At 58.8% G+C, this 15434-nt stretch carries 12 protein-coding genes and 2 tRNA genes; 5 read left to right on the plus strand and 9 right to left on the minus strand.

Annotated elements, in window-relative coordinates:
• Positions 1-70 precede the first annotated feature (70 nt).
• Complete coding sequence (locus I9H07_RS10825; protein ID WP_024673171.1) at positions 71-250, minus strand: hypothetical protein; 180 nt, start codon at positions 248-250, stop codon at positions 71-73.
• Between the two features lie 219 nt (positions 251-469).
• Between I9H07_RS10825 and I9H07_RS10830 the strand changes: the two genes are divergently transcribed.
• Positions 470-1165 (plus strand): peptidase C39 family protein, encoded by a 696-nt coding sequence (locus I9H07_RS10830; RefSeq protein ID WP_058392685.1) that lies wholly within the window; start codon positions 470-472, stop codon positions 1163-1165.
• Between the two features lie 56 nt (positions 1166-1221).
• On the opposite strand, the gene I9H07_RS10835 is transcribed toward I9H07_RS10830, so the two are convergent.
• On the minus strand, positions 1222-2505 hold the full coding sequence (locus tag I9H07_RS10835) for an NAD(P)/FAD-dependent oxidoreductase (protein ID WP_236425150.1): 1284 nt from the start codon (positions 2503-2505) through the stop codon (positions 1222-1224).
• A 183-nt stretch (positions 2506-2688) separates the two neighbouring features.
• Between I9H07_RS10835 and I9H07_RS10840 the strand changes: the two genes are divergently transcribed.
• Positions 2689-2765: transfer RNA gene (locus tag I9H07_RS10840), tRNA-Val, on the plus strand.
• 165 nt (positions 2766-2930) lie between these two features.
• Positions 2931-3007: transfer RNA gene (locus I9H07_RS10845), tRNA-Val, on the plus strand.
• Positions 3008-3305: 298 nt separating this feature from the next.
• Here the strand turns inward: I9H07_RS10845 and I9H07_RS10850 are convergent.
• From I9H07_RS10850 to I9H07_RS10860, 3 genes are all read right to left on the minus strand, one after another.
• Entirely contained in the window at positions 3306-4367 is a 1062-nt protein-coding gene (locus I9H07_RS10850; protein ID WP_236425151.1) for an SDR family oxidoreductase, read from the minus strand.
• A 123-nt stretch (positions 4368-4490) separates the two neighbouring features.
• A complete protein-coding gene (locus tag I9H07_RS10855) occupies positions 4491-4853 on the minus strand; it encodes an NUDIX hydrolase (RefSeq protein ID WP_024673175.1) in 363 nt (120 codons plus the stop codon).
• Between the two features lie 316 nt (positions 4854-5169).
• A complete protein-coding gene (locus tag I9H07_RS10860) occupies positions 5170-6234 on the minus strand; it encodes an NAD(P)-dependent alcohol dehydrogenase (RefSeq protein WP_058392687.1) in 1065 nt (354 codons plus the stop codon).
• A gap of 265 nt (positions 6235-6499) precedes the next feature.
• Between I9H07_RS10860 and I9H07_RS10865 the strand changes: the two genes are divergently transcribed.
• Positions 6500-9409, plus strand: coding sequence for a sensor domain-containing phosphodiesterase (locus I9H07_RS10865; RefSeq protein ID WP_236425152.1), 2910 nt, complete (start codon positions 6500-6502; stop codon positions 9407-9409).
• 184 nt (positions 9410-9593) lie between these two features.
• Positions 9594-10148, plus strand: coding sequence for a hypothetical protein (locus I9H07_RS10870; RefSeq protein ID WP_058824569.1), 555 nt, complete (start codon positions 9594-9596; stop codon positions 10146-10148).
• A 171-nt stretch (positions 10149-10319) separates the two neighbouring features.
• Here the strand turns inward: I9H07_RS10870 and I9H07_RS10875 are convergent, their stop codons facing one another.
• From I9H07_RS10875 to I9H07_RS10890, 4 genes are read right to left on the minus strand one after another with little or no spacing between them, the layout of a single operon-like run.
• The gene (locus I9H07_RS10875; RefSeq protein ID WP_236425153.1) at positions 10320-11258 is read right to left on the minus strand and encodes a carbohydrate kinase family protein; all 939 of its coding nucleotides are present in this window, start codon (positions 11256-11258) and stop codon (positions 10320-10322) included.
• A 24-nt stretch (positions 11259-11282) separates the two neighbouring features.
• Positions 11283-12779, minus strand: coding sequence for a xylulokinase (gene xylB / locus I9H07_RS10880; protein WP_236425154.1), 1497 nt, complete (start codon positions 12777-12779; stop codon positions 11283-11285).
• A gap of 10 nt (positions 12780-12789) precedes the next feature.
• Positions 12790-14271 (minus strand): mannitol dehydrogenase family protein, encoded by a 1482-nt coding sequence (locus I9H07_RS10885; RefSeq protein ID WP_058392204.1) that lies wholly within the window; start codon positions 14269-14271, stop codon positions 12790-12792.
• A 33-nt stretch (positions 14272-14304) separates the two neighbouring features.
• Positions 14305-15411, minus strand: a complete 1107-nt coding sequence (locus I9H07_RS10890; protein ID WP_236425155.1) for an ABC transporter ATP-binding protein — start codon at positions 15409-15411, stop codon at positions 14305-14307.
• Between the last annotated feature and the right edge of the window lie 23 nt (positions 15412-15434).

A 15434-nucleotide genomic window follows, 5' to 3' on the forward strand; every position in this document is an offset into this window, starting at 1 on the left:
ACTGGCTCGACCGTTTTGCATTCAGGGCATTGCTTGCGTACGGGTGATTTTCGGAAACCGGCAGCAACGCTCAACTGACTGTCGCAGGTTGACCTTTGACATGCTCTGCGAGGTCCGGTTTTGGCACCACGATGGGCTCGACGCTCCGCACAGGGTGGCGACGCGAAACGCGCATGACTCCCCACAACATGGCGCTCGATACGGCAAGCCACGAAGCGATCAACATTACGATTGTCAGTCCCAGGCTCATAAGTGCCTCCACATCCTGCTTTTTTCACGGTCTGAATAATTGACAGTCTAGTACGAGGCATGTTTCGGTTTAATTGACCAATGGCGTCTGGCTATGACCGATTTGCTCTAATGCGTTGAGCAGACTGCTGTACAACGCTATACCCGCACCCCTGACCGCTCTATGATCAGAGCCCGGATCGGGTCGCGGGTTGCCCGATATCAGTTGAAGTGAGTGAACATGCTGTCTGTGTCTATCTTTTCCAGTTCCACTACATTCAAACGTTGCTGGCTTGCCTGTGCGCTTGTGCTTGGCCTGGCCGGGTGCAGTTCGATGGTCACGCCCGAGATGAAGCGCCTCCCGGACCGGGTTGAACTGACTTCTGTGCCGTTCTTCCGGGGTAACGCCTATCAGAGCGGGCCGATGGTGCTGGCGAGCATGCTGGCCAATCAGCAGGTGCAGACCACGCCTGGCTTGCTCGACAAGCCGCTGCAATTGCCGGGGGCTGAAGATCGCCTTGAGCAGAATCTGCAGAAGGTTGCTCGCGAATACGGCTTCATGGTCTATCCACTTGACGGCGAATTGCAGGACTTGCTGGCTCAGGTCTCCGCAGGGTATCCAGTGATGCTGCGGGTTGCCCAGGGTTCGGCATTCTGGAAAGGGCCACGTTACGCCGTCCTGATCGGTTATAACCGGGTCAAGGAAACGGTATTGCTCAACGTCGGGATGGACCGGCGCCATTCTATGAGCTTCAGTAGCTTCACGTCCGCCTGGAAAGATGCAGGCAGTTGGGCGGTACTGGTTCAGTCGCCCCGTCAGCTACCTGCGCATGTCGATCAGCAGCGCTGGTTACAGGCGGCCGATGCGCTGGCGAAGGCCGGTCAGGAGCAGGCAGCAGGCGAAGCCAAGAAAACACTGGCGCGCGGCGTTAAATGAAATCAACGCGGCAGTGACAGAAACGGCACCCATGAGGTGCCGTTTTTTTATGCTGATCAGAAACCCAGTCTATCTCGCAGGCTGTAGTACCAGGCGCCCAGTGCCGTGAGCGGGGTGCGCAGCATCTGGCCGCCGGGGAATGGATAGTGGGGCAGGTCGGCGAACGCATCGAAACGCTCGGCCTGACCGCGTAAGGCTTCGGCCAGCACCTTGCCAGCCAGGTGCGTGTAGGTCACGCCGTGGCCACTGCAGCCCTGCGAATAATAGATATTGTCGCCCAGCCTTCCGACTTGCGGCAGGCGAGACAGGGTCAGCAGAAAATTGCCGGTCCAGGCGTAGTCGATCTTCACGTTCTTGAGCTGCGGGAACGCCTTGATCATCTTCGGTCGGATAATCGCTTCGATATTGGCCGGATCTCTTGCGCCATACACCACACCGCCACCGAAGATCAGGCGCTTGTCAGCGCTGAGGCGGTAGTAGTCCAGCAGGTAATTGCAGTCTTCGACGCAATAGTCCTGAGGTAGAAGCGTTTTGGCCAGCTCATCGCTCAACGGCTCGGTGGTAATGACCTGAGTGCCGCAAGGCATCGATTTAGCTGCCAGCTCCGGCACCAGATTACCCAGATAGGCATTGCCCGCCACGATGATGAACTTCGCCCGGACCTTGCACTGCGCGGTATGCACCACCGGATTGGCACCGCGTTCGATACGAATCGCTGCCGATTGCTCGTAGATCGTGCCACCCAGGGTCTCGACGGCAGCCGCTTCGCCGAGCGCCAGATTGAGCGGGTGAATATGGCCACCGGTCATGTCCAGCAAGCCGCCGATGTATTGATCGCAGGCAACGACTTCATTGATACGACGTTTGTCCATCAATTCCAGCTTGCTGTGCCCATAACGCTCCCAGAGACGCTGCTGCGCTTCCAGATGCGCCAGTTGCTTGCCGGTCAGCGCTGCAAACACGCCGCCGTCCTTCAGATCGCACTGGATGCCATAGCGTGAGACCCGATCCCGGATAATGGATGCGCCCTCGAAGGCCATCTGCCCCAGCAACTGCGCCTGACGCGGGCCTACGGTGCGCTCGATCACGTCGATGTCACGGCTGTAGCTGTTGACGATCTGCCCGCCGTTGCGACCCGATGCGCCAAACCCGACCTTTGCCGCTTCCAGCACGGTCACGCGAAATCCGTTCTCCAGCAGGAACAGGGCACTGGACAAGCCTGTATAGCCAGCACCAATGACGCAGACATCAGTCTCGACCTCACCTTGCAAGGCCGGGCGTTCGGGTGCGGGATTGGCGGAAGCAGCGTAATAGGACTGCGGGTAGGGCGTGTTCGCCATCCTGAGACTCCGTTTAATATTCTTGACGATGCTGCCGATCCTACCTGAGATGGCAAGGCACTGCCAGCCTGAGGCAAAAACAGCGCTCATCAATCGATAGGCAAAAAACGCTTTAATTCATAGGGTTAGCGCAAGAAACAGATTGACAGGCATTTCCATATCCGTAAAATGCCGACCCACAGCAGGCACGTAGCTCAGTTGGTTAGAGCACCACCTTGACATGGTGGGGGTCGTTGGTTCGAGTCCAATCGCGCCTACCAGACAAAATCCGCTCTGCTGGGCGGTAAAAAAGGGCAATCCGAAAGGGTTGCCCTTTTTTGTTGGTTCTGGCGAAAGCCCGGAGCAAAATTTTCGGCTATTCATAGAGTTACTGCGAAAAAGCATTTGACAGGTATTCGAATATCCGTAAAATGCCGACCCACAGCAGGCACGTAGCTCAGTTGGTTAGAGCACCACCTTGACATGGTGGGGGTCGTTGGTTCGAGTCCAATCGCGCCTACCAAACAAATCCGCTCTGCTGGGCGGTAAGAAAAGGGTCAACCGAAAGGTTGACCCTTTTTTGTTGAAGATTTTCGTGCCAAAAACGGAGCTGCGGGCTTTGGACACTTCAAAGTGACTCGCCGAGGAGCGAAAAGGTGCGTTGAGCCGGAAACAAATACCACTGGCATCGCAGAACCGCTGTGTGACGCGGAGCGTCACGAACTGCATGCCGACGCAGAGCGTCGGCATGCTAGTCAGGGGCATGACCTTGGTTCAACTGACAACACAAAGCCGCTGCACGACTCGGAGCGCCACGCTGCTCAAGGAATCAACCGGTCACGACGCAGCTGTTCAAACACCTTGAAAAACGCATCATCACTTGCCTCGAATGCTGTAAAGCCCAGCTTGCGGCTCTTCGACATATCCGTGACCACTTCAATCGGGCGGCCCAGGTCGGCATCGGTGTGCCACGGCGAAATCAGCCTGTTGATGTCGCCTTCCTTGAGCTGATGCTCACGGACAATGTCGGTCCACGCCGCCTGATCGTTGGCCATCTGGTTTTCCAGCAAGGCTGGCTGGTCCGGAAAGGCAGCCGGCTCCACGCCGAAGTACTCGGCGATCTGGCCCCACATCCAGCTCCAGCGAAACACATCACCGTTAGTGATGTTGAACGCCTGATTGGCAGCAGCCGGAGTCGTGGCAGCCCACAACTGTTGTTTGGCCAACTGGCGCGCATCGGTCATGTCCGTCAGGCTGTCCCACTGCACGCGTGAGCCAGGGAACACAAAAGGACGGCCGGTGGCTTTGCAGATCGAGGCATAGACGGCCAGCGTGGTCGCCATGTTCATCGCATTACCGACCGCGACGCCTGTCACGGTATGCGGGCGATGCACACTCCAGGTGAAACCGTCTTTTTCCGCAGCGGCAAAGACTTCATCTTCCTGCGCGTAATAGAAGTTTTCGATATCGAGGCGCGGCTGGCTTTCGCGAAACGGCGTTTGCGGCAGCGTGCCTTTGCCATAAGCCTCGAATGGCCCGAGGTAATGCTTGAGCCCGGTGACCAGTGCCACATGCTGCACGCTTCCCGCCGCACGCACGGCGTCCAGTACGTTACGCACCATTGCCGAGTTGACGCGAATATTCTCTGCTTCGGTAGCCTGACGCGACCAGGTGGTGATGAAGACGTGAGTGGGTTTCAGATCAGCCAGGGCCGCGTTCACAGACGCCGGGTTCTGAAGGTCAGCAGCCACCGGAGTCACGCCGGGCAAAGTGGACGGGTTACGGGAGAGGGCGGCGACTTGCCAATTGTTTTCAAGCAACAACTGTGTGATCGCGCTGCCGACAATGCCACTTGCGCCAACAACCAGGGCGGTTTGAGTCATGGGGTTCTCCTGAGACGGGGTGAATGTGATGAACCGTCGTGCTGTCTAGGAACAGCTTGAGGCCATACCGTTCAATCCAATCGTCCTGATAATCCCTTGAGTAAGCGCTTTTCTGGAAAGGTCTCAGCCCTGTCGAGCGTGTGATTTGACGATGGTTTTGGTCGCTTTGCTGGCCTTCAGAGCGCCGAGATTCTTCGGCGCAAGCCATTTGCAGGCGGAAATTTCGTTCTGCGGTGACGCTTCGATGGAGCTGGGCACCTGTGTCATGAAGACGTAGTGGGTGACCTGGTCTTTTTCGTAGACGGCAAGGTAGGACAGGTCGAGATTTTCCAGGCCTGTTTCTTCGCATAACTCGCGCATGGCGGCCTGAACCGGCGTTTCGCCAGATTCTATTTTGCCGCCAGGCAAGGCCCATCTGGATTTTGGCTTGCGCACATAGAGGATCTGACCATCACGTTCGCAGATGACTGTCGCTCGTTGTTTCATATTCCGTTCGCCCGTTAAACGTCCATTGCAATCAATATCTGCAGAGACTGTGTGAACTTGAGACCCAAGGGCAGTCAACAATAGTCACTGAATTGTAATAAAAAGTTCATTTTTGGAGAGATTCAAATCTGATGCCGAACCTCCAGAACAAAAGCTCGCGGCCGGTGAACGCTTTCGTCGGCTTGCACACGTCATCTGGAAGTATGGTGTGTCAGTGGGTAAACGCAGGGCGTCAGTTCCCGTGTTGCGACGTACGGAAGGATTTTTTGCGGATTGCCGTCCCTGGCAACAGAATTCCCTGGCGCTTCAGGCAGAATCAGGCCGCTGAAGCTTCTTTCTTCAGGCTCGCCATGTCGATAACGAAGCGGTATTTGACATCACCTTTCAGCATGCGCTCGTAGGCTTCGTTGATGTCCTGCATGGCAATCTCTTCGATGTCGGAGACGATGCCGTGTTCGGCGCAGAAATCGAGCATTTCCTGAGTTTCCTGAATGCCGCCGATCAGCGAGCCGGCCAGGCTGCGGCGCTTGAAGATCAGGTTGAAGACTGCCGGAGAAGGGTGTGGCTCGGCCGGGGCGCCCACCAGGGTCATGGTGCCGTCGCGCTTGAGCAGTGCCAGAAACGCATCAAGGTCGTGGGGCGCTGCGACGGTGTTGAGGATAAAGTCCAGGCTGTTGGCCTGCGCCGCCATTTGCGCTGGGTCCTTTGACACCACCACCTCATCTGCGCCCAGACGCAGGCCGTCTGCGCGTTTGTCCGGCGAGGTGGTGAACAACACCACATGAGCCCCCATGGCGTGGGCAATCTTGACGCCCATATGGCCCAGGCCGCCCAGACCGACAATGCCCACTTTCTTGCCGGGGCCGACTTTCCAGTGGCGCAGCGGCGAGTAGGTGGTGATGCCTGCGCACAGCAACGGCGCTACTGCGGCCAGATTGGCGTCGTGAGAGACGCGCAGCACGAACTTCTCTTTGACCACGATCTTGTCGGAGTAACCACCGTACGTATTCTCGCCGCCGAATACCGGACCGTTGTAAGTACCGGTAAAGCCACTCTCGCAGTACTGTTCTTCACCTTCGGCGCAGGATGCGCATTGCTGGCAACTGTCGACCATGCAGCCGACACCGGCAAGGTCACCCACCTTGAACGTCTTTACGTCGGCACCGACAGCGGTAATGCGGCCAACGATTTCGTGGCCCGGGACGGATGGATAAAGTGTGTTGTGCCATTCATTGCGCGCAGTGTGAAGGTCGGAGTGGCACACGCCGCAATAAAGAATATCGATCTGCACGTCGTCGGCACCGGGGGCGCGCCTTTCGAACTGATAAGGCCTCAGTACGTCCTTGGCGGACTGCGCTGCGTAGCTGTAAGTCTTGACCATGGGTGTCTCCTTTTCAGTGGTGGATAGTGCACGTCAGCATAGTAGAGCCGGACATATTCGTTTCGAGCCCCGTGAGACCGCGAAATCTGACCGGTGGACCCTCGAATGAATGATTTGCCCAGTGCCCTGCGTCACATGCTTGAGTTGCAGCCTCACAGTGTGCTGCCAAAAAACTTTGAACTTTGTAACAATGTCACGCCACGCTTGTAACTTCTGGTCATGACTGTTGAATATGACCATCGTTGGACCACTACATGGTGTTTTCATGACAGTCAATCATCTGGCCACGGCCCCGCGCTCGCTGAGCGACGCATCCGATCTGCGCGTCACGACGGTCGACAGTCATGTCAGGTTTTCCGATCAAGTTGGCATCGACGCGCTACTGAACGCGACGCGGATGCTCATGCCCGGCATTATCTGGGCCGCGTATTCCGCCGGTGACCAGAAATGCCTGCTGGGGCACGGCGACGAACAGGCCGACTGGCCCGCCCATATCCCGTTCGAAAACTTCGACCCGTTTTGTGCTGAAAGGCAGTTGCATTGCCGCGTTGCCGGGAAGGGCGAGGGTGTGTTGGGGTGGGTCCTGGCGCCAGTTGCCGAACTTGAAAATCCTTTGCTGAATGACCTGGCTGTCCAGTTGGGGTCGTTGCTGCAGACCGCAGCGTTGGTCCGGGCTCAGCACACTCAACGGGTGCTCTACGAAATCAGCCTGCTGGCCAGCTCCACGCTGGATCGCGGTGAGTTTCTGCGAGGGATTCACGAGCAGTTGGCCACACTGATTGACGCCGAGAATTTTTATGTCGCGCTTTACGATCGACAAAGCGGCAGGATCACCTATCCCTATTACATTGACCGTTTTGATGACGAGGCGCTTGCGCCGGAAGCGTTCGAGTTTCTCGACGTCAATCGGATCTCGCTCACCGGCCATGTATTAATCTCCGGAGAGCCATCGTTTCTCGGGGCCTCGTGTATCGAACAGGCGCAAGCCCAGGGACAGTTCTTCTGCGTTGGCCGCCGTCCTGAATTCTGGATGGGCGCGCCGCTGAAAAACGCCTCGGATGAGGTCTTCGGCATGGTCGCGATGCAGGTTTATGACGTGTCGCGGGTCTACAGCTCGCCGGACCGCGCTTTGTTTTCGGTGGTTTCGCGACACGTGGCGATGGCACTGGACAGGCTTTTACGCCGTACCGATCTGGAGCAGACGGTCATGCTGCGCACCCAGCAGCTGTCAGCCGTCAATGACGCACTCAGGCAGGAAGTGCAAGACCGCGAGCGCGCCGAGCATTTACAGCGCGCGCTGTTTAGCATCGCCGAGCTTTCCAGCCAGCCCGGGGACATGAACGAGCTGTTTCGCAGCCTGCACATGATCGTCGGCGAGCTGCTGGTTGCACTTAATTTCTACATTGCGCTTTACGACAGCTCAACCGGCGAAGTCACGTTCCCGTACTACATCGATGAGTACCAGCTCACGCCGCCACGTTCGCGGCGCGGGCAGCGGGGGTTCACCGAGTACGTGATCGGTCAGCGGCGGCCGTGCCTGATCGATTACGAGAATGCTCGCAAGCTGGAGCGCCAGGGCGAAATAGAAGTGCAGGGAAAGTCCGGCCGCTCGTCTTCCTGGCTCGGCATCCCGTTGTTCGATGGCGACGATGTGCGGGGCGTGCTGGTGGTGCAGAGTTACTCCAAATCGGTGAGCTATACGTTGCGCGATCAAGAATTGCTGACGTTTGTTTCCCGCCACATCGATACCGCGCTATCCCGGCGCAGCGCCGCCCAGGCAATCCATACGGCCAATCTGCAACTGGAAGCAAGAGTACGCGACCGCACTCGTGAACTGGATCAGGCCAATGCCCGGCTTCAGTACGAGAACTCCCACGACTCATTGACCGGGCTACCGAACCGCAGTCAGCTGCAGCAGCGCCTGACGCAGGCGTGGCAAGACTTTTGCGGTCATGATCGGCAACTGATTGTCATGTTCATCGATCTGGACCGCTTCAAGATGATCAACGACAGCCTCGGGCATCACTGCGGCGACATCCTGCTGATTCAGGCCGCCGAGCGATTACGCAGTTGTATGCGCGAAGGTGATCTTCTGGCCAGGCTGGGCGGTGACGAGTTTGCCGTGCTGGGTATCAATGCAGCGCTGCAGGTGGGCACGGACATCGCCCAGCGGATACTGACCGCCTTTGAACAGCCGTTTGTGATCGATGAGCATACGGTGTTTTCTTCGTGCAGCATCGGCGTGGTGGGCGCTGACCGCCAGTTTCATCAGGAGCCTGCCGATCTGTTGCGTGACGCGGATACCGCCATGTACCGGGTCAAGAATGGCGGTCGTGACAGCTTCGCGGTGTTCAATCAGGCGTTGCGTCGCGAAGTGCTGGATCAAGTGGAGCAGGAAGGCGCGTTGCGCACGGCGTTGAAGTGCACGGATCAGTTGATCCCGTATTTTCAACCGCTGGTCTGCACCGCTACGGGCGAGTTGCTGGCGCTTGAAGCGCTGATCCGCTGGCGGCAAGCGGATGGGCGAATCATTGCCCCAGAAAGCTTTCTGCCTGCACTGGAAGGGCTGCGACTGATCGGTCGCCTTGACCTGTACATGCTCAAGCGGGTCATCACCATCCTCGCTCAGCCCGAGAACAACAACTGGCCGCCGGTGCATGTGAACTGCTCCAGCTACAGCATTACCCGCCCGGCCTTCGCTGCCGACGTGCTTGCGATGCTTGCCGAGCACGATGTTGCGCCCGCGAGGCTGTGTCTGGAGCTGACCGAAGGTGCGCTGGTCGCCGATCCCGAGCAGGCACGCCTGTCCATGAAGCAACTGGCGGATCAGGGCATGTCGGTGATGCTGGATGACTTCGGCGCCGGCTTCTCATCCCTCAGTTATGTGCACCAGTACCATTTCAGCGGTTTGAAAATAGACAAATCGTTCATCCTCGGCCTGGTCTCCAGTGTGCGCAGCCGTGCCATCGTCCGCGCGATTGTGCGCATGGCCGAATCGCTGGACCTGACCGTTGTGGCCGAAGGCGTCGAAGACCTGGAAACGCTTGAGTTGCTGCGCGAGATCGGCGCAGGGCAGGCGCAGGGCTACTATTTTTCGGCTCCGGTGCCGATGGAGCAGTTGGGTACCAGCTTCAAGCTACAAGCCGCAAGCGGCAAGTCAGAAGCCAGCTCCTGAGGAACGTGCCGCTGCCACACAGGCAAAGTCTCGCCGCCGACGGCAATGACTGGCTGTTTTTTGACGGTACATATTCGGTATTCTTCACGCGGTGTCATACAAATCAACGGGTTAAGCGCTTAAAGCGCACTTGGCACCGGACTTGCTTTTGAACCTGCGCAGCATGTTCATCAGGAGGTGAAAGATGATTATTGGCACAAATGCGCTTGAGCAGTTGGTCTCCCGAGCGGTCGGCGGGCGCAAGACTGTGGACGAGGTGTCTCAGGACGCTTTCAGCGCAGTCGCCGCTGCTGGCCTGACTTCAGGTACAGCACCGGTCACTCAGCAAATCAGCGATTCGACGTCGCAAGACAGCAAGCAGGACAACAGCGGTTACAACGAATCTTTCGCCCGCATGATGATCAACCTCAAATCTGCCGGTGATACCTCACTGTCGGAGAAGACGGGTGATCGTGACAACGGTTTCATTGGTTCGGTGGCTAACGCTGCCAGCACCACTGATACAGGGTCGACGGATTCGGTAGAACAGAAATTCATGGACTCTCTGAAGCAGACTGCCGAAGAGAAAGTGCGCGAGAAACTGACCGGCATCAGCCAGAAAGACTACGACGCCATGGCGCCTCAGGACCAACTGGCGATTGACCAGAAAGTCCAGGACGCACTCAAGGACAAGCAAAACGATGTGGCGGATGATATCAATACGCGCATCAGAGGCATCAAGGCCGGGATGGTGGCCTGACCGAGGCAGTTTTGCTCGGTTGTCTGTCGTCCGTTACAGCCCCTTCGTGAGCAATACGTTTCGCCGCCCCGGTCACAGTTTGAGTAGTTGACTGTGCGGAGCTTGCTCACGAAGGCTATGGCCCATACACCGCAGTTGATGCGGATGTATGGCCCTGGCCCCTACAGCACCTCACCCCAACTGATGCCGATAAGGCAGGTCCGGACCGACCTTGGTGCAGGTCAGCGCCGCCGCCGCGACGGCAAAATTCAGCATCTCATCCAGCAGCTCCTTCGAAAGCGTGGCCAGACCTTCTGGCGTGTCCAGTTGGCGTTCACTCAAGAAGGTCAGCAGCGCAGCCTGAAATGTATCGCCTGCACCCACGGTATCGGCGGTTACCACAGCTTTTGCCGGCACCGACCAGGTGCCGTGCTGGCGGGTGAATACACTGGCGCCCTGCGTGCCTCGGGTCACGATCACCAGTTGTGTCCGTTTGCCCAGCCAGCCCTCTGCCAGTTGCTGTGGATTACTGTCCGGATACAGCAGGTGCAGGTCTTCGTCGCTGACCTTGATCAGGTGCGCGTGTTCGGCAAAGGCTGCAACCTGCGTACGCCAGCGCTGAATGTCCGGCGCTGGGTTGAGGCGCACGTTGGGGTCGAGCGAGATCAGGCGCGTGGCGCTTTCCCGGGCGACCAGTGCCAGCAGCGTGTCGGCAATCGGCTGCACCACCAGTGAGAACGAACCCACGTGAATGCCGCGTACCTGCTCGCCAAGCGTCGGCAGGTGCTCAAGGCGCAATTGTCGGTCGGCGCAACCGTCGCCGCGAAAACTGTAGGTGGGCGAGCCATCGTTGCCCACCGCCACCATGGCCAGCGTGGTCGGCGCGTCAAAATCGATCAGGTGATCGGTCGCAACCGTTTCCTGCTCCAGCACTGCACGCAGGCGACGGCCCAGATAGTCGGTAGACAGCCCGGCAAACAGACCTGCCTCCACGCCCAGACGACGCAAGCCGATGGCGACGTTGAACGGTGAACCACCGGCAATCGCGTCGAACCCCAGCCTGTTGAGGGAGCCGCCCTTGTCAGGGCGGGTGAAAATATCGAACAGTGCTTCGCCGCAAACCAGAAACATAAGTGCTCCATGAAAAAACAGGGTTCAAACTTCGCGTGGCTGTACCGGGTGTAGCAGCGCCTGGTAACGCTGATAGACCTGCTGGTAAGCCTGGACATTCTGCGTGATCGGCTGGGTTTCGCTGCTCTGATCAAGGCTGACGCAACGTTCGCACAGCTGTTGCAGGCTTTGCGGGTTGCCAGTGGCCTTCGCTACGCACCACGCCGCCTGAATCGCCGCGCCCAGCGCCGCTGCTTCTGAATGATCGGTGCAGATCACCGGCGTGTCCATGATGTCGGCAACGATCTGCCGCCATACCGCACTTTTGGAACCGCCGCCGATGAGCCGGATCTTTTCGCTTCTGATACCGCTGTCACGCAACAGATCCAGCCCGTAACGCAGACCGAACGTCGTGCCCTCGACCACCGCGCGGCTCAGATTGCCCTGAGTCAGGTTGGTGCTGTCCAGCCCGACGATGCTGCCGGTGGCGTCGGGCAGGGCAGGGACGCGTTCACCGTTGAGGAACGGCAGCATCAGCACGCCCTCGGCCCCGATCGGCGACTCGGCGACCGCCTGATTGAAGTCTTTGATATCCAGCGCGAACAGCTCACGAATGGCCGTGGTCGCGTTGGTCAGGTTCATGGTGCAGATCAGCGGCAGCCAGCCGCCGGACGATGAGCAGAACGTGGCCACCGACTCATGTTTGCTGACACGCGCCTCATCGGCGTAGGCGTACACCGTACCGGACGAGCCGAGGCTCATGGTGATCAGCCCAGGCTGGATATTGCCAGTGCCGATTGCGCCCATCATGTTGTCGCCACCACCGCTGGACACCACGGCGGCAGGGTTCAGGCCCAGCAGTGCGGCGATCTCGGGAAGCAGCGTGCCAACCGGTTCATCGGCCTGAAGCAAGTCAGGCAGCGCCTTGCCCAGTCGACCGCTCGGGTCGATGTGCGCCAGCAGCGGCAGATCCCATTCGCGGGTACGGACGTTGAAATAGCCGGTGCCAGATGCGTCGCCGTATTCAGTGCAGGCACGCCCGGTCAGCCAGTAATTGAGGTAGTCGTGCGGCAGCAGAACCTTGTCGATGCGTTCGAACACCTGGGGATGTTGTTCCCTGGTCCATAACAGCTTGGACACGGTATAGCCCGGCGCAATGACCAGGCCGAGGCGTTGCAGTGAGCCCTGCGCGCCGCCCAGATAATCCAGCAAACGCTGGTTTTCCGGGGCGGATTCGGTGTCGCACCACAGCTTGGCCGGGCGCAGCACCTGCCCGTGCTCGTCGAGCAGCACCAGCCCGTGCTGCTGGCCGGAGACGCCGATGCCTTGAATCTGTTGCCCGGAAACATCGGCCAGCGTCAACGCCTCGCGCACCGCCTGCTGTAGCGCATCCAGCCATTGCTGCACGTCTTGTTCGCGGCGGCCGTTAGCGTCACTGATCAGGCTGTGCGGCGCCGAGCCTTCACCCAGCACTTTGCCGTTTTCGGTATCCAGTACCAGCGCTTTGGTGCCCTGGGTCCCGCAATCGATTCCAAGAAACATGGCGTGTCCCTCAGAGGCTGTGGGCCAGAAGTTTTTCCAGCGTACCGCTGACACCCAGTTCGCGGAGATTGTTGAGGTTCTGCTCGAATGCCGCGACAAACTCGGCCGATTGCGGAATAGCCAGACCGAATATCTCTTCGACCTGCAACAGCCGTTGAGTGATCAGCGCGTCATCGGCCACCAGGGCCTGACAGAACTCGGCACGCGGGTCGGGAATTTTGTAGACCGCGCCGTTTTCGTCGACGCCCTTCAGGTACAGCGCCCAGGCAGCCACGACCAGTGAAGCGCGCTCGAGGTTGCCCTGATCGATGATCAGCCGGTTGATGGTCGGAATGGTGAACTTGGGGAATTTCGACGAGCCGTCCGAGCAGACCCGCTCCAGCTGGTCTGCAATCGCCTGATTGGAGAAGCGCTCGATCAGCGTGTCCTTGTAGCCTTCCAGATCGATACCGGGCACCGAGGCCAGCTGCGGGGTGACATCCAGGTCCATGTAGGCGCGGATGTAACGCACGAACAGCGGATCGTTCATGGTCTCGTGCACAAAACGGTAGCCCTTCAGAAAACCCAGGTAGGTCAGGGCCAGATGGCTGCCATTGAGCAGTTTTATCTTCATGTCTTCGTAGGGGGTCACGTCGTCGGTGAACTGCACGCCGACTTTCTCCCAGGCAGGGCGACCGCTGACGAACTTGTCTTCCAGCACCCATTGCACGAACGGCTCGCAGACCACCGGCCAGGCATCGTCGACCTGTTTGTCATCGGCCAGTTGCTGGCGATGGGCGGCACTGGTCATCGGTGTAATACGGTCGACCATGGCGTTGGGGAATTTGACGTTGGCAGCGATCCAGTCATGCAACTCGGTATTGCGCAAGGCCGCGAACGTCAGCAATGCCTTGCGCGCCACCGCGCCGTTGTGCGGCAGGTTATCGCAGGACATCACGGTAAAGGCCGGCGTACCTTCGGCACGGCGACGCGCCAGTGCTGCGCAGAGGAACCCGAATACGGTCTTCGGCTGCTCCGGGTTGGCCAGGTCATGCTGGATTTGCGGCAGATGGGCCATGAACTGGCCGTTGCTGTCGTCAATGCAATAACCGCCTTCGGTGATGGTCAGCGAAACAATGCGGATTTCCGCGCTGGCCAGCTTGTCGATCAATGCCTGCGGGCTGTCCTCAGCCAGCAACATGCCGCTGATCGAGGCGATGATGCGGGTTTTGGTGTCTGGCGTATCGCCCAGTTCGTAGAGCGTGTACAGGTAATCCTGCTCTGCCAGAGCATCGCGCACTGCGCGGTCCTCAGGTCGCAGACCGACCCCGCAGATGCTCCAGTCCAGACCTTCGCCGCTGTTCATCAGCGCATCGGTGTAAAACGCCTGATGCGCCCGATGGAAACCACCGACACCAATGTGGGCAATGCCCTGACGAGTGTTTTCGACGGCATAAGTGGGCAGGGCAATATCAGCGTCCAGCTGTAACAGATTGTTCTTGTTCAACTTGATGGTTTGAGCGGACATGACGAGGTTCTCCGGGACTCAGGCGGCGACGGTCTGCAAGGCTTTGGCGATCACCAGGCCTTGGGCGTCGAACAGGTGGCATTGGGCGCTATCCAGATGCAGATTCAGCGTCTCGCCGTACTGGCTGGCCAGATCGCCACGGATGCGCAGGGTCAGCGGCTCGCCGGAACGGGTGCGTACGTGGCAATACGTGTCACTGCCAAGGCGTTCGCTGACATCAGCGATGACCTGCAACTGACAATCGCTGTCCTGCGCCAGGTTCAGGTGTTCCGGACGAATGCCCAGCGTGACGGCATCGCCAACACTTCGGCCTGCACCGTTCACCGGCAAGCTGATGCGCGTGCCTGCATCCAGTTCGACTTCACAGTCGGCGCTGCCGACCCGGCTGATCATGCCCTTGAGAAAGCCCATCTTCGGCGTGCCGAGAAAACCGGCCACGAACAGGTTGGCCGGGTGGTGATACAGCTCCAGCGGCGAACCGACCTGTTCGACCTTGCCGCCATTGAGCACCACCACCTTGTCGGCCAGGGTCATGGCTTCGACCTGGTCGTGGGTGACGTAGATCATGGTCGCCTGCAATTCTTTGTGCAGGCGCGACAATTCTAGGCGGGTCTGCACGCGCAGCGCGGCGTCAAGGTTGGACAGCGGTTCATCGAACAGAAAGATTTTCGGGTTGCGCACAATCGCCCGCCCGATGGCCACGCGCTGACGCTGGCCGCCGGACAATTGCTTGGGCTTGCGCTCCAGCAACGGGCCGAGCTCCAGAATGCGTGCGGCTTCGTCGACCTTCTTCTTGATCTCGGCCTTGTCACCGCCGGCCAGGTCCAGCGCGAACGACAGGTTCTTGCCGACTGTCATGTGCGGATACAGCGCGTAGGTCTGGAACACCATCGCCAGATCGCGCTTGGCCGGGGTGACCTGGGTGATGTCGCGGCCATCGAGTTCGATGGTGCCGGAGGTCACTTCTTCAAGCCCGGCGATCAGCCGCAGCAGGGTCGACTTGCCACAGCCCGACGGGCCGACAAAGACCACGAATTCCCGGTCTTTCACATCCAGATCGATGCCCTTGATGATCTGATGACCATCAAAGCCTTTTTGCAGATTTCTGATGCTGAGGTTAGCCATGGTGGACTCCTTTTTATTCTTTG

Origin of the sequence: Pseudomonas syringae (assembly GCF_023278085.1) — a bacterium.
Classification (GTDB): Bacteria; Pseudomonadota; Gammaproteobacteria; order Pseudomonadales; family Pseudomonadaceae; genus Aquipseudomonas; species Aquipseudomonas syringae_Q.

What these genes read in the sequence shown, in the direction of transcription:
- I9H07_RS10875 (WP_236425153.1), bottom strand. Translation starts at nt 11,258, where the DNA reads ATGTTTCTGGTTTGCGGCGAAGCACTGTTCGATATTTTCACCCGCCCT.
- I9H07_RS10825 (WP_024673171.1), bottom strand. Translation starts at nt 250, where the DNA reads ATGAGCCTGGGACTGACAATCGTAATGTTGATCGCTTCGTGGCTTGCC.
- I9H07_RS10855 (WP_024673175.1), bottom strand. Translation starts at nt 4,853, where the DNA reads ATGAAACAACGAGCGACAGTCATCTGCGAACGTGATGGTCAGATCCTC.
- xylB (WP_236425154.1), bottom strand. Translation starts at nt 12,779, where the DNA reads ATGTTTCTTGGAATCGATTGCGGGACCCAGGGCACCAAAGCGCTGGTA.
- I9H07_RS10860 (WP_058392687.1), bottom strand. Translation starts at nt 6,234, where the DNA reads ATGGTCAAGACTTACAGCTACGCAGCGCAGTCCGCCAAGGACGTACTG.
- I9H07_RS10865 (WP_236425152.1), top strand. Translation starts at nt 6,500, where the DNA reads ATGACAGTCAATCATCTGGCCACGGCCCCGCGCTCGCTGAGCGACGCA.
- I9H07_RS10870 (WP_058824569.1), top strand. Translation starts at nt 9,594, where the DNA reads ATGATTATTGGCACAAATGCGCTTGAGCAGTTGGTCTCCCGAGCGGTC.
- I9H07_RS10850 (WP_236425151.1), bottom strand. Translation starts at nt 4,367, where the DNA reads ATGACTCAAACCGCCCTGGTTGTTGGCGCAAGTGGCATTGTCGGCAGC.
- I9H07_RS10835 (WP_236425150.1), bottom strand. Translation starts at nt 2,505, where the DNA reads ATGGCGAACACGCCCTACCCGCAGTCCTATTACGCTGCTTCCGCCAAT.
- I9H07_RS10890 (WP_236425155.1), bottom strand. Translation starts at nt 15,411, where the DNA reads ATGGCTAACCTCAGCATCAGAAATCTGCAAAAAGGCTTTGATGGTCAT.
- I9H07_RS10830 (WP_058392685.1), top strand. Translation starts at nt 470, where the DNA reads ATGCTGTCTGTGTCTATCTTTTCCAGTTCCACTACATTCAAACGTTGC.